Genomic DNA, 12,974 nt, shown 5'->3' with positions numbered 1-12,974 from the left:
ATGACACTCGGATCTCTCATCAAGGTGCAGGACTTGGTGGCTGGATATGGTAGCGGCGATATCCTGCAAGGCGTCAACCTGAGGATCGAGGCGGGCGAAATCGTCGCAACGATTGGGCGCAATGGAGTTGGCAAGTCGACATTGATGAAGGCTCTCATCGGGCTGCTCCCCACCCGCTCCGGATCGATACGGTTCAAGGGGCGAGCAATTACGAATTTGCCGCCGCATCAACGCGCGGCGCTGGGCATGGGTTACGTGCCCCAAGGGCGGGAGATCTTTCCCGAACTCACAGTCGAGGAAAACTTGTTGATGGGGGAGGGTATCAATCAGGCGAAGGTCAGACCACGCTACGATCTGGTGTATGCGTATTTCCCGATACTGCACGCGAGACGGCGTCAGCTCGCCGGAACCTTCAGCGGCGGCCAGCAGCAGATGCTGGCGATCGGTCGTGCGCTCGTCGGTCGACCGGAACTGTTGCTGCTGGACGAACCGTCGCTCGGCATACAACCGAGCATCGTCCTGGAAATCGGCGAGAGCCTGACCAGACTCAACCGCGAAGAAGGCCTTTCGATTCTTCTGGTCGAGCAGAACGTTGGACTGATTTCACACCTGGCGCAACGCGCATATGCCATGGACAAGGGGAGCGTGGTCGCGACCTTGACCCGGGAAGCTCTCCAGCATCGAGAAGTTCTGGCAGAACACTTGGCAATCTGATCTCCACCTGCTGAAGGATATTCGAGACAATGTCAGAATCCAGTTACGCGACGTTCCTGCGTAGGTATGTCAAGGACGAGAAGACCGAGTTAGCGGACCTCTACCACGCTGTCCGCAACATCCCCTACGGCTCGGTCGGGGATCGGGATCCCGTGAAGGTCATCACCAACAATGTGGGGTCTTGTTCGGGTAAGCACATTCTCCTGCGCGATCTGCTCCGTCAAACCGGCCATGATGCAGAGATCATCACCATCTTTGCCCATTTCAATCGCGGCGTCCCGTCGCATCCTTCCATGCCGGCAGACCTGCGCGTGATGATCGAGGGTGATCCCGTCTGCGATTTTCATCACTATCTCCGCGTGCTTGAGGATCAGCACTGGCTCAAACTTGACGCGACCTGGCATGATGCCTTGATGCCATTCGGGTTTCCGGTGAACCGCAATTGGCCGGGAACCGGCGACACGGTGCTCGCTGCAACGCCGATCAGGGAGTATCCGGCCGTCGAGGATTTGGCTGCGCGGAAGGCCGAGTTGCTTGCGCAATTGAGCCAGGCGGAACGCGAGAAGCGGACGCGTTTCTTCGAGCGGCTGACCGGATGGATGGCGACACTCTGACCGAATGTGCCAATGATGACGGCAACTGATGTCTTTGTGGGGGTAGACGCGGGCACGACCGGTGCTAAGGTTGCGCTCTTCGACGGAGCTGGCAACGAGCTCGGGAGCGGCTACTGCGATTACCCTTGCATTTATCCGCACCCGGGGTGGATCGAACAAGACGTGGAGGATGTCTGGCGCGGCATCTGCAAGGCCAGTCAGACCGCGCGAGCGCAGGCGAACGTGCGCGATGGACTCATCCGATCGGTCGGCCTGTCGAGCCAGCGCGGAACTTTCATTCTCCTCGACGAGCAATATCGCCCACTCGCGCCCTGCGTGCTGTGGAACGACAGTCGAGCAAAGGACATGGAGCCTTTGCTGGCGGAGCGGCTCGGCATGGATCGCTTCCGAAGCATCACCGGCATGCCCATATCCGGAAGCTGGTCAATCGCAAAACTCGCCTGGCTCGTGCGCCATCGCCCGGATCTCATGCGGCGCGTGCGTCATGTCTGCAATGGTCAGGAGTTTTTCCTGCACCGGCTTGGGGCCGACCGTCTCGAGAGCGATCCTTCGTCGCTGACCTTGAACGGAATGCTGGACATCCGCAGCCTCGATTGGAGCAAGGACGTCATCGAGGCTGCCGAACTTAATCCGAGCCTGTTCCCAGCGGTCGGCAAACCGGCCAGCCCGGTGGGCAAGCTTTCGCGTCAGTCCGCCCAGCAGCTTGGGTTGCCTGCGGGCACGCCGGTGTGCCGTGGCGGCGGCGATCAGCAGTGCGCGGCGGTTGGTGCCGGCGTGACGAAGCAGGGATTGGCCGAGGTGACCATCGGGACAGCGGCAATGATGGTTGCACATCTCGACAGCCCCGACCTCGTTACCGGTTCGGCCCCCTATGTCGGCGGTCATGCCGTGCCGAGTAAATGGGATGCCGAGGGCGGTGCATTTTCGATCGGCAGCTGCCTCAAATGGTGGCGCGACCATTTCGGTCAGCTGGAGCGCGCGCAGGCGGCCGAGCAAGGAGCGAACGTCTATGATCTGATCGTCGAATCCGCGCAAGCTTCGCCGCCAGGCAGTCGAGGCGTGGTGTTCCACCCATTTTTCGCCGGCCAGGTAACGCCTTATTACGATGCCATGGCGCGCGGCGCCTTTCTTGGGCTGGGGCTCGATCACGACCGCAGCTGTCTCGTTCGCGCAATGCTGGAAGGGTGTGCCTGTGAAGTCCGTTTCATGGTCGACGGGATGGCGCGCGACCTTAAGGGCGGCATATCGGAGCTTCGGATGACCGGTGGCGCCGTGCGCTCGCGACCGTTCATGGAAATTCACGCTAACGTTCTGGGCCGGCCCATCGTTTTGTTGCGCAATCGGGAATGCACGGTCCTGGGCGCGGCAATACTCGGCGCGGTGGGTTCCGGCCACTTCGCGGATGTCGACGAGGCGGTGCAAGCCATGGTCGTCATCGACCATGCGATCGATCCGGATCCCCAAACCGCGAACCTGTATCAGGATCTGTTCCAAGTGTTCCGCCAAGCCTATGAGGCTCACGCGCAGTCGGGCGTCTATCAAGCAATCTATCAATTCCAGCAACGCTACTTTTGAGCGCCACGGCCGGCCGGGTTCAGTTCCAGAAAGTGTCGAGCCGCTCCGACTGCGGCTAAGTGACCGAGGCCTTCTACCTTGTCCGCCCGTCACACCGCGCTTCAGCACGACGAGGAGGCGGAGCTTCTTGAAGGCTGGGTTGCGGATCTTGCCAACAGATCCGCAAACACGCGAATCCAGTTCACTCCATGCATAAGTCAACGCTTCGCCGGACGCTCCGGACTGGTATTATACAAAATCCAGCCCGCCGGCTAATTTTCGACGTAGACTTCGGTTCTCGCCGAAACGCGCTTCGAAGGACGGGCCCATTCGCGATGTGAGCAAATAACGCCTTAAAGGCGCCCGCGACCCCACGTGAACTCGACCGAGTGAAGCTTAGCAGTCAGATCGCTTCCAGATGCGGCGATGCGGCGGCATGGAGAGGATTATTCGCCAGCGGCTAAGCTGCTTAGGCCTTTGAGTGCGGCGTGTGACGCAGCAGCCATAGCTCCACGGCCGCGATCACAGCGATGATGAGCCCGGTGACAAAGTAAACGTTTCTTGCGCTTATGTCGCGGTGAAAGCCGAGGACCCACGGACATACCGCGACCCATAGGCCGACACTTAGATTGATCCATTCTTCCGATTCAAAGATTTCGGGAATAGGAACGGCTTCGAAGAGATCGACGATTGAAAAGGCGGCCAGAATGGCGATCGCCGCCCGCGCGATCCAGGACATGTGCCAGGCAGCTGGTCTCCCGTGCCGTGAAGCGCGTCAGCGCGTCGGCGGATAGATCGCACTGATTGGTGGGCCAGCAGCGCTGCCTTTCGTCTCAATTATTGTTCAACGAAGGCCTTCCATCTGTTCAGCTGGGACGGACCCAGGGCGGTCATTTCATCGTCCAACTCGGCAATGCGTTTTGTGGCAGCCATCATTGCCGCCGCTGCACGATTGTAGTTGTCTGCAGTCAATTGAAACGGAAATACGAACTGACCGTCTTTCACTTTGTAGATGCCAAACTCCCTCAGCAGGAGCGTCACACACTTGTCATAAGCCTTGTAATATTCGGCGTGCGCGGCCGCCAACTTGGCAGCTACGGCAATTATTTCGGTGTGCTGCGCATCGACCATGCTCATGAATCTGCGAATTGTATCGTTTCCAACACGGAGTGAGCGAGCCTCGCCTTCCAGTTTGTCGCGCTTGGAATTGACCAGAGCGATGTAGCGGGGCTCAAAGGTAGCGATACTACCCTCGGCGGCTTTCAGATCGCGAAGAAGTGCGTCTAGATCACTGCGACTGGAAGCTAGATCGATTGCTTTCGGAAGATCCTTTTGCTCGGCGCCGGTTAATAGCCTTCGAGCGGCAGCATCCATCTCGGTCGCATCCAGACTTGCCAGTGCGATCATTTTCAAAATCACGTTTGAGGGATGTTGCTTTAGCGCTTGATCCAGTTGTTCAGGATTGCTCACGCCGCGCATGGCAACATGGCCCTCACTTTTTGAGATAGCTTCCTGATATCTCGACAAATCGCCCACCACGTACAGCCCGCTGAAGCCAAGAATCGTGAACGCACACAGCAACAATAGGCCCGGTGCCAGGCGTCTCGGCGTCTTCGCGCTCTGATGTAGCGGTGTTCCCAGTATTCAAACTCCCATCCGGGTAACGTTCTTTCATTTCATCGGTCGATTCCGAGAAGGTCAAGGTGACCAATGAGGTGAACTGCACCTGCGCGCAGAAGTCCTTCCATTCGAACGTATACCTGTTCGCGAACCAGTATTCGTCCTAGTCGGCCTAACTGCTTATCCCGTTTGCTCAGGGGTACACCACACGTAGTGTTTGACGGTGCCATTCCCCTCGCGTAGGGGCGATGAAGGGACTGCAGGTCGTAGGATTCGTGAGGACAGGTCCCACCGCATCTAATTCTCCGATGGCTTTATGCACATCGATGATGGCGCGTGCGGCGATAGATGGAAACAAGCCGCTGATCAGAGAAGCGGGAACCGCCGATGGTTATGGCTTGGGTCGGGCGCCCCATCGTCAGCCCCGTAGTCGAAGTCGTCGTCGAGACTGGAGCCACATCTGGCGGACGAACAGCGCGGGATTTTCATGGGCTCGTCACTTCGGTCGCCTTTGAATGAGCATTCACCTGCCTTAGCGGAATGAAATAGTGATTGAAATCATTGCAGAATCTGGATAAATTCCCGAGGTTCACATATATATATGTGGAGACGCGGCATGCAGAGAAACACCACTTTGAATTTGCCCGATAAGCTGGTGTCGCGGGCCAAGGCCTATGCCGCCGAGCACGGCACGACCATGACCGCGATCATCCGCTCACATCTCGAGGCAGTCACGTCGTCAGGCGAGAATCCAATCGCGGACGATCCGCTTCTCGCTTACTCGCAGGGGCAGTTGTCCAGAAGCGAGGCCATTCGGATGCTGGGGCTGCGCGATTATACGGAGCTTCTTGTTGCGCTGGGGGATGCGGATTTGCCGATGCCGTCGGCACCGCCGCATGAAATCGAGAACCAGGCGACGACCTTCACGAAGCTCTGGAGGCAATCGTGAAGCGCTGCACTGTTATCATTCCGGATACCGGGCCATTCAACAGTCTGTGGGTCGCAGATCGCCTGGACCTATTGTTGGCGCTCGACATGCGCTTGGTTGTGGTGGACGCAGTCTACGATGAACTGACGAGCGATACGTCCTATCCGAAGGACAAGGACGTCAAAGCCTTCATCGACGGTCACCAGCCGCCGTTCGTCATCGAGAATACCGACATTGGATCCGAAGCGCGCGCAAAGCGGAAAGCTGGCGGAAGGCCAAAGAAAAATGCGGGTGAACTCGCCATCGTCGATTTCATGACCTCAGACGATGGTATGTCCAAATACGTGGCGACGGGCGAGCCGGTGGCCATTCTGTTTGAAGATGCGGGCGTTCGCGTCTTCAACAAGCCGCCAAATCTTCATCTGCTTTCAACGGTCGGAATGCTCAGGGGGCTTGAACGGGTCGGCATCATCGATTCCGCCGACAAGATCATCCACGAGATGACGCACCCTTCAAAACCCGACAGACGTCCTGCCAACGCGCGCGCGTTTACCGATCTGCCAGACGGCGTCGACGAACCTGCGGCGATTGGAAGCTCCTGGGTGCCAGGCAATCGGTAAGACGTCTAGGAAGCCGAGCGGCTCTGCAGTCCGCCGATCAATCTCAATCGTCGGCGGTCGCGGCGGATGCCGATAGTGCGCGGTGAAGCGCTCTTCACCGCGCCTGCGCGGCGCCAGCACCGGCCGTTCCGATCGACGCCTCTCGTATGGCCGTTCCGACCGGGCGGGGCCGATCAGATCGAGCGCATCGAGAATGTCGATCTTCCTGGCCCTGGCGAGATGCCGGGCGGCTTCGTGGCGCTCCGGAGAAACCATCCCAGAACCCGCTTCTTGTGGGCCTGCCGCCACGCGCTGGTGTCGCCCACGATGTCCCGGTAGGTCAATCGCGGCAGGGACTGTCCGATGCCGAGCAGTACATTGAGGGACAACGCTGATCAGGACGGCTAAGCTCAACGATATCGACCCGCAAGCTTGGCTCGCTGATGTGCTCGCCCGCATCGCCGGCATCCCCCAAGGCCGTCCTGCTGAACTGCTGCCTTGGGAGTGGAAACGCGCTGCGCCAGCTGCCGTTCAGGCGGCCTGATCACCCTTACGCCGGATCAAGCGACCACGTCGAAGGATAGCAACAGGATGCGCGTCAGCGCAGGCTGGCCGGTTCGACCGCGGTCTCGGCGTCAGCGGTATCGGCGTGGATCGCCTCCCGGATCAGCCGCTCGGTGGTCTGCTCGAAATAAAGCCAGAGATCCGTATGCAGCTCAGAGAACTGCCGCCACACAACAGTATCGAAAAAGCGTCGCGGTGCCCTGACCATGATTGTCGTCGAGCGCTGCCGCGGATATCGGAAGGGCCGCACGCCATAACGCCGGCACAACGCGATGAACAGCCGGACCGACCATTGGTCTGGTAGGCTAAACTTCATCTCGATGGGGGGATCGCGAGGGCTCACCTCCTCGAGCTTCGCCTTCAGCCGTTCTACCGCGGCCTCCGCGGCGCCGCGTTCTCCATCGGTGGTTGCGCCGAAATACAGCGCCTCCACCTTCTTCAGCCGTTCCCGAAGCTGGTCTTCGATCGACATGCCGTCTCTCCTCGGAAGATACGAGGCCACCAAGCCAAACGGCCGTCAATCACCAAGAGCACGCCGTCCACACATCATCGCAAGCAGGAGCGGAGCGCTCGCGCACCTGTTGCGCTCAAAACAGGCGCCTCGCGGCCTTCGCCGGATGCTTTCGAGCGCGCGCTAGATCGCGGACCTTCAGCGGCCGAGCCCTATAATCATGCGAGGCAAAAAGACATGAACCCCTGGGCGCGCTTCGTGCAGAATTCCGGGGGGCAGGATTTGCCACGACCGTCATGGGGCCGTCCGAAGCGGACCGTCATGGGGCCGTCCGAAGCGCTGGTGCGAGTGGCAGCTCATTAGAGCGGCCCGGCCACCCGAGTTTCCTCTGCGAGCACTCGAGACCCCCGGCATCGACGCGAGATTGTCAACCTACGATTGGCGACGCGGAAGAGCGCGGCAATAGCGGCTTGGTTGGTGGTGATGCTGTAGAGGTTGCACATTCCAACAAAGCCAAAACTCTAGAGTAGTGGCGCGCCAATAGCTTCGCCGCGCCGAACAATCTTTACAGCGCACGTAGCGCTCTAGCTCATGAATCGGGGTAGTCTTTGCGCGCCACGGCGAATTAGTTCGCGTTCGGATCGAAAGCGGACATGAGAGCCGCAAATCGCAAGATCGCCGATTGCCCCAAAGCGGACCCCAACTAACCATTCGCGTCAAATTTACGCGGCGCGTTCCTTGTCTGACTGTTCCTCGACGGCCGTCGCGGTTTCTTCGAACCCCTTTTCGTAATTGCCTGCGAACCTCTCAATACTATCGGCCCACAACCTCAGCATTGAGACCTGAAAGTGCATAATTGGCTTCAAGGCATTCATGCCGATTGCTGTCGCTGCGATGATGCGCCCTTGTGGGTCGCGCGCGAAATGGTTTGCGTTAGCGGTCTTGTCTGCCATGCTGTTCGCTCCTTCGCTTGCTCTGGTGTTGTCGCCTAAAGCTACGTGGCGGGTTGTGCACTGCGCGATTCCAAGCACTCGGCCAAAACTTGATCTGCTGCGAGTCTCGCGCATCGGTCGTCGTGCAATTCGTCCAACTTTTTTAAGTAAGCGACTGCCGCTATTTGGAATAGCTCGAAGTCATCTTCGACGGTATCACGAAGATTGGCGACGTACCGATAGAGGGAGGAACGCCTGTTATCGTTCTCGCTGATACCGCTGTGGAGCAGCAAGTAGTTCCGCCAAGCGAACGCGCACGCACCTTCTATAGCCTGAGAAGTCATGGGCACCTCCCAAAGCCAGAGAAACATTGACGACCCGTCGTTCCGTGAATCTCTCAGATGTAACCCTGTTCCGTAGCTGCGCCGCAAGGTGGCTGCGCGGGTAGTGTCGATGCTAGCAGTCGGCGACTTATCATAACGCAATTGGTCAGTGTGGCTGTTCGAAAGGGGCTGTCGGGCGACATGGAAAAATGACCCCTGACGACACGAGGAATTGACCCCCCTCGCGACAAGGTCAGAACGGGGGTTTTATGCAGCGACTCAGGTCAACTCCTCTGCGGTTCAAGGATCCGCAGAGGGAGGCCATGCTGGAGCCGGACGAGGTTTCGGCGATACTCCGGCTCAACGAGCTGGGGGGTAGCAAACGGATTACCCGGGAGCTCGGGATTAGCCGCAACACCGTGAACTACGTTGCGGCCGGCGGCTCGACGCCCTATCGACAGCCGCAGCGCAAAAAGGCGCTCGCTGGCCAGGATACCTGGCTCAAGGAGCGTCTGCGGCAACGGCAATGCCGACGTGATCCACCAGGAGTTGGCAGCCGAGAAAGGCATCATCGTCAGCCTGCGGTGCAGCGCTATCGCCAGGAGCTTGCGGCGGAGGCGCGCGCCACGGTGCGGTTCGAGACGCCGCCGGGCAAGTAGCTGCAAATCGATTTTGGCGAACGGCTGGTCGAGATCGGCGACAGCAAGGTTCGCACCGACCTGTTCGTTGCCACGTTGGGCTGCTCGCGCCGGCACCATGTCAGAGCATTCCGCAACGAACGGCAAGAGAGTTGGTTCGATGATCTGGAAAGCGCCTTCGTGAAGTTCGGTGGCGTGCCCCGAAGAAGTGCTGTTCGATAATGCGCGTGCCTTGGTCGTAGAGCACGATGCCGCGACGCGCAACGTCGTGTTCCACGACAAGCTGACGGCGTTTGCCAAGCATTGGGGCTTCCGGCCACGCTCCTGCGCGCCATATCGAGCCCGGACCAAGGGCAAGACCGAGAATGGCGTCGACTTCGGTCGGCGGATGATGTCGAGCGGCACGGTCTGGTGCGCCTCGCAACCGAGGCACTTCACTTCCAGAGCATGTTGTTTTTTACCGGAATCAAGATTCCCAAAGGAGAGGATTTCTGATTCAAACTCCATGCTGGGGAATGGGGGCCAGCATGGATGACGCGATCCTATTCGGAAGACATCCGCGAACCTGCTCTTGCACGGGCTGATGCGGGCGAGACCGTTCGTTCGATTGCGGCAGCGCTTCAGATCAGTCCGTTCTGTGTGAAGAAGTGGAGGAATCTGAGGCGGGAGACCGGAGGGGTTTCGCCCGATTCCGCTTCATCGAAGATCGCGGCGCCGGCTATCCGGTGATGCTCCTGTGCGATGTGCTCGGCGTCTCGCCGGCCGGCTATTATGCTTGCGCTCGCGCCCGGAGAGCCGACGATCTGCTGCCAATCGTGACCTCGTCGACGACATCAGGCGGGTCCACAGCGACACCAGCGGGCGTTATGGCAGTCCGCGTATTCATGTCGAGTTGAAGGCTCAGGGCCGCGGGGCGAGCCTGGTCGCATCGAGCGGTTAATGCGGCGTCACGGTATAAGAGCCATCATGCCGCGGTCACGCCGGGTGCGAACCACCGACAGCCGCCACGACCGATCGGACTGCTGATGAGTAGCCTCAGTTCTCGGACGTGGGAAGCGTCAATTTTCACCGCGCATTTGCGTAGCTCCGTTGACCCAACCGAGGACGAAGAAACACAAGCCCTGATAGTCGATATGTCTTCAACGCTTTGAGCAATATCGGCTCGGTCCTTGCGGCAAGCAAGATTTCGCTCACCCGATGTCTCTCAACGATGGCTGCTTGGTGCCACTGCCGGATCGTGCGACGATCGATGCGAGGCCATCAGCCGTCCTGCAATGGGAAGTCGCGCAACCAGAACGCAGCCACTTTCTGATTCGGTAATGTAGAGGTTCTTGTTATCGGGACCACCATAGGCCACGTTGGTTGTGGTGAGACCTTGACACGAGCGAACCCGATAGAGTGGCTCGCCCAAACGGCTGAAGATCCACACGGTGCCGAGACCGGCGTGAGCGATGGCCAGGTTGTCCTGCTCGTCAATCGCGAGGCCATCCGGGCCGCCGAGGCTCCCGGACAGTTGTACGAAGATGCCAACTTTCGATGCCGTGCCGTCCGGCATCAGCGGTATACGCCAGATGGCATTTCCGCGTGTGGCGGCGACATACAGAATGTGTTCGCTGCCGTTGAGCACCAGCCCATTCGGGCTGGGTATGTTGCCGACAATCAGATCAAGCGTTCCGTCGACGCGCAAACGATAGACACGACCGGTCGGGTCGTGCATTCCGGTCTGGCCCTGATCCGTGAAATAGATGTCGCCATTGCTTGCGAACACCAGATCGTTGACGCCCTTGAAGCGTTCCGACCAGCGCCGCTCCAGAACGGCGGTAACCTTGCCGCTATCCGGGTCAAGTGTCATCAGCCCGTGGCGATAGTCTGTAACCAGAATGCGGCCATCGCGCGCGATCTTCAATCCGTTTGGCTCGCCGTCATATTCGGCTACCAGTTCGAATTCCGCGGCCGGCGAGATTCGGAAGATCCGCCCGTAGGGGATGTCGACAATATAGAGATTGCCGTTGCGGTCGAACGACGGTCCCTCGATGAAGGAATCCACCGGTATCCCCCGGCGATTCACGATCGCCCAGGCGTTGTTGGCGTCCTTGCGGCGGAACTTGTCCGGCAGGCGGGCGAAGACTTCGGTTCCGATCACCTCGGGCGGTGCGTACATCTGTTCACCTCGTTAGGGCACGACAGTGGCTTGCGAGGGCAGCCACATCGCGATTTCAGGAAAGATCACCAGAAGGCCGAGTAGCACGAACATGATCAGGTGGAACGGGATCGTGCCCGTGACGACGTCGCTCAGCTTGCCGGTCCAGATACTCTGGATCACGAACAGATTGATGCCGATCGGCGGCGAGATCTGTCCCATCTCGATGAAGAGCACCAGGATCACGCCGAACCAGATCGGGTCGATGCCGTACTGGACGAGAACGGGATAGAGCAGCGGCACGGTCACCACGATCATGCCGAGGCTTTCGACCAGGCAACCTAGCACCGTATAGAGCACGAACAGGGCGAAGAAGAATTCGAGCTTCGAGAGCTTGAGGTTGACCAGGAATTGGGTGATCTGCTCGCCAACGCCGGCGTAGCTGATGGCGTAGGAGAACAGAAAGGCGGCATAGACGATGAACAGGATGTTGCCGCATACGCGCACGGTGGTCTGCAGTGCGCGCCAAAGGATTCCAGCACTGAACTCACCCCAGAAGACCGCAATGATCATTGCCAATACGCAGCCAACGGCGGCAGCCTCAGTTGGCGTCACCAGGCCGGAGTAGATGCTGCCGATCGTACCGCCGATCAGCACCATGAACGGAACGACGTCGAGCAAAGCGGCCAGCAGTTCCCGGACCGACCGGGCGCCACTTTCCACGGGAGCAGTCTCGGGTTTGAGCCACGCTTGCACGGCGATGTAGGCCATGAACATCCCGGTCAGCAGCAAGCCCGGCATGACGCCTGCCATGAACAGCTTTGCGACCGAGGTTTCCGTGAACGTGCCGTAGACGATCATGGCGATGCTCGGCGGGACCAGGATGCCGAGCGTGCCCCCCGCCGCCAAAGACCCCGCGGACATGCGGGGACTGTACTTCCGCTTCTGCAGTTCCGGCAGCGCGACCCGTCCGATTGAGGCGGCGGTGACCACGCTTGAGCCGCTGATGGCAGCAAAGATCGCGCATCCTGCAATGTTCGTCTGCAGCAGGCCCCCGGGAATCCACGAGACCAGCTTCGACAGGCCATGATAGACGCGCAGACTCAAGCGGCTCTCCTGGAGGATCTCGGCCATCAGGATGAACAGCGGTATCGCACTCAGCGTAAAGCTGTTCATGCTGCCCCAACTGACCAGGCCAATGCCCTTCAGTCCGGCCAAACCTGCGTGCAGCAACAAGTAAAGGACAGAAGGTACCGTGATTGCGAACGGAATCGTCATGCCCACACAAAGCAGGCCGATAAAGATCGCCAGGACAAAAATAAGTTCAACGCCCGGAGTCATCGCTGTTGACTCCCTTGAAGGCGGCGGATCTTGGCCAGTATCGTGCGCACAAGGGCGAAGCAGAGCAACAGCATGCCAACCGTCATTGCGGTCTGCGGCAGCCAGAGCGGCGTTTGCAGGGGGGTGGGGGCCACGTCCTCGGAGCGCCATGAGTTCATCACCAGGCGCGCCAGTTGCCAGGTGACGAGCACTGAGGCGATCAGCGACATCAAGTCAAAGATGATCTGCGAAACGATACGCGCAGATCTACCAAGGCGGGCCTGGATCAGTTCAACTCGGTGAAAGGCGCCATGCGCCTCGGCGACCGACATGCTCAGGAAGGTGGTCGCCACCAGAAGATAGCCGCCGATCTCGTCTGTTATCTGAAGCGATGTTGAGAACGCGTTGCGTGCAATCGCTTCCGATCCGATCAAGATAATCATGGCGATCAGAAACAGGGCACAGAGCGCCTCGGAAACATTCTCAACCGGACTCGGGCCCGATGAGACATTGTCGATGAGGTGGATGGCGCCATCGGGCGCCACCTCCTTGATCTCGATGCTCTTGGCCATCATCG

Annotated in this window: 13 protein-coding genes and 3 pseudogenes; 7 read left to right on the top strand and 9 right to left on the bottom strand. The window is 59.3% G+C overall.

The annotated features are described in order from the left end of the window. Genes MTX23_RS24780 through MTX23_RS24770 form a run of 3 tightly spaced genes read left to right on the top strand, consistent with a single transcriptional unit; the run spans position 1 to position 2,903 of the window. Positions 1–714, top strand: a complete 714-nt coding sequence (locus MTX23_RS24780; RefSeq protein ID WP_280972779.1) for an ABC transporter ATP-binding protein — start codon at positions 1–3, stop codon at positions 712–714. Between the two features lie 29 nt (positions 715–743). Further along, complete coding sequence (locus MTX23_RS24775) at positions 744–1,328, top strand: transglutaminase domain-containing protein (RefSeq protein WP_280972778.1); 585 nt, start codon at positions 744–746, stop codon at positions 1,326–1,328. Positions 1,329–1,340: 12 nt separating this feature from the next. Continuing rightward, on the top strand, positions 1,341–2,903 hold the full coding sequence (locus MTX23_RS24770) for an FGGY family carbohydrate kinase (protein ID WP_280972777.1): 1,563 nt from the start codon (positions 1,341–1,343) through the stop codon (positions 2,901–2,903). A gap of 448 nt (positions 2,904–3,351) precedes the next feature. Here MTX23_RS24770 and MTX23_RS24765 read toward each other — a convergent pair whose 3' ends face one another. Beyond that, positions 3,352–3,621, bottom strand: a complete 270-nt coding sequence (locus MTX23_RS24765) for an SPW repeat protein (protein ID WP_280972776.1) — start codon at positions 3,619–3,621, stop codon at positions 3,352–3,354. Positions 3,622–3,719: 98 nt separating this feature from the next. Continuing rightward, a complete protein-coding gene (locus tag MTX23_RS24760; protein WP_280972775.1) occupies positions 3,720–4,463 on the bottom strand; it encodes a hypothetical protein in 744 nt (247 codons plus the stop codon). Positions 4,464–5,118: 655 nt separating this feature from the next. On the opposite strand from MTX23_RS24760, the gene MTX23_RS24755 reads away from it, so the two are divergent. From MTX23_RS24755 to MTX23_RS24745, 3 genes and pseudogenes are all read left to right on the top strand, one after another. Beyond that, on the top strand, positions 5,119–5,451 hold the full coding sequence (locus MTX23_RS24755; protein WP_280972774.1) for a DUF6364 family protein: 333 nt from the start codon (positions 5,119–5,121) through the stop codon (positions 5,449–5,451). Beyond that, on the top strand, positions 5,448–6,050 hold the full coding sequence (locus tag MTX23_RS24750) for a hypothetical protein (RefSeq protein ID WP_280972773.1): 603 nt from the start codon (positions 5,448–5,450) through the stop codon (positions 6,048–6,050). The genes MTX23_RS24755 and MTX23_RS24750 overlap by 4 nt, the downstream gene beginning before the upstream one ends. Positions 6,051–6,417: 367 nt before the next feature. Beyond that, positions 6,418–6,573 (top strand): annotated as a pseudogene (locus MTX23_RS24745) (transposase domain-containing protein); the annotation flags it as partial. Between the two features lie 54 nt (positions 6,574–6,627). Here the strand turns inward: MTX23_RS24745 and MTX23_RS24740 are convergent. The 4 genes and pseudogenes from MTX23_RS24740 to MTX23_RS24725 form a co-directional block, all read right to left on the bottom strand. Beyond that, positions 6,628–7,065: a hypothetical protein gene (locus MTX23_RS24740; protein WP_280972772.1), complete on the bottom strand. Its 438-nt coding sequence runs from the start codon at positions 7,063–7,065 to the stop codon at positions 6,628–6,630. Positions 7,066–7,446: 381 nt separating this feature from the next. After that, positions 7,447–7,547, bottom strand: a pseudogene (locus MTX23_RS24735) (SOS response-associated peptidase); the annotation flags it as partial. A 219-nt stretch (positions 7,548–7,766) separates the two neighbouring features. Continuing rightward, positions 7,767–7,997, bottom strand: coding sequence for a hypothetical protein (locus MTX23_RS24730; protein WP_280972771.1), 231 nt, complete (start codon positions 7,995–7,997; stop codon positions 7,767–7,769). A 586-nt stretch (positions 7,998–8,583) separates the two neighbouring features. Further along, positions 8,584–9,444, bottom strand: coding sequence for a hypothetical protein (locus MTX23_RS24725; protein ID WP_280972770.1), 861 nt, complete (start codon positions 9,442–9,444; stop codon positions 8,584–8,586). Between the two features lie 212 nt (positions 9,445–9,656). Between MTX23_RS24725 and MTX23_RS24720 the strand changes: the two are divergent. Then, positions 9,657–9,948 (top strand): annotated as a pseudogene (locus MTX23_RS24720) (IS3 family transposase); the annotation flags it as partial. A 193-nt stretch (positions 9,949–10,141) separates the two neighbouring features. Here MTX23_RS24720 and MTX23_RS24715 read toward each other — a convergent pair. The 3 genes from MTX23_RS24715 to MTX23_RS24705 are packed head-to-tail and all read right to left on the bottom strand — an operon-like array spanning position 10,142 to position 12,969. Beyond that, a complete protein-coding gene (locus MTX23_RS24715; RefSeq protein WP_280972769.1) occupies positions 10,142–11,098 on the bottom strand; it encodes an SMP-30/gluconolactonase/LRE family protein in 957 nt (318 codons plus the stop codon). Positions 11,099–11,110: 12 nt separating this feature from the next. Then, positions 11,111–12,355, bottom strand: coding sequence for a TRAP transporter large permease (locus tag MTX23_RS24710; RefSeq protein ID WP_280978174.1), 1,245 nt, complete (start codon positions 12,353–12,355; stop codon positions 11,111–11,113). 59 nt (positions 12,356–12,414) lie between these two features. After that, the gene (locus MTX23_RS24705) at positions 12,415–12,969 is read right to left on the bottom strand and encodes a TRAP transporter small permease (RefSeq protein WP_280972768.1); all 555 of its coding nucleotides are present in this window, start codon (positions 12,967–12,969) and stop codon (positions 12,415–12,417) included. Between the last annotated feature and the right edge of the window lie 5 nt (positions 12,970–12,974).

Origin of the sequence: Bradyrhizobium sp. ISRA436 (assembly GCF_029910015.1) — a bacterium.
In the GTDB taxonomy this organism is placed as follows: Bacteria; Pseudomonadota; Alphaproteobacteria; order Rhizobiales; family Xanthobacteraceae; genus Bradyrhizobium.
This window is presented reverse-complemented; position numbering and strand designations above follow the sequence as displayed.

Coding starts and splice junctions, on each gene's coding strand:
- MTX23_RS24715 (WP_280972769.1), bottom strand. CDS start 11,098: ATGTACGCACCGCCCGAGGTGATCGGAACCGAAGTCTTCGCCCGCCTG.
- MTX23_RS24765 (WP_280972776.1), bottom strand. CDS start 3,621: ATGTCCTGGATCGCGCGGGCGGCGATCGCCATTCTGGCCGCCTTTTCA.
- MTX23_RS24730 (WP_280972771.1), bottom strand. CDS start 7,997: ATGGCAGACAAGACCGCTAACGCAAACCATTTCGCGCGCGACCCACAA.
- MTX23_RS24780 (WP_280972779.1), top strand. CDS start 1: ATGACACTCGGATCTCTCATCAAGGTGCAGGACTTGGTGGCTGGATAT.
- MTX23_RS24770 (WP_280972777.1), top strand. CDS start 1,341: ATGATGACGGCAACTGATGTCTTTGTGGGGGTAGACGCGGGCACGACC.
- MTX23_RS24755 (WP_280972774.1), top strand. CDS start 5,119: ATGCAGAGAAACACCACTTTGAATTTGCCCGATAAGCTGGTGTCGCGG.
- MTX23_RS24705 (WP_280972768.1), bottom strand. CDS start 12,969: ATGGCCAAGAGCATCGAGATCAAGGAGGTGGCGCCCGATGGCGCCATC.
- MTX23_RS24725 (WP_280972770.1), bottom strand. CDS start 9,444: ATGGAGTTTGAATCAGAAATCCTCTCCTTTGGGAATCTTGATTCCGGT.
- MTX23_RS24775 (WP_280972778.1), top strand. CDS start 744: ATGTCAGAATCCAGTTACGCGACGTTCCTGCGTAGGTATGTCAAGGAC.
- MTX23_RS24710 (WP_280978174.1), bottom strand. CDS start 12,355: ATGACGATTCCGTTCGCAATCACGGTACCTTCTGTCCTTTACTTGTTG.
- MTX23_RS24740 (WP_280972772.1), bottom strand. CDS start 7,065: ATGTCGATCGAAGACCAGCTTCGGGAACGGCTGAAGAAGGTGGAGGCG.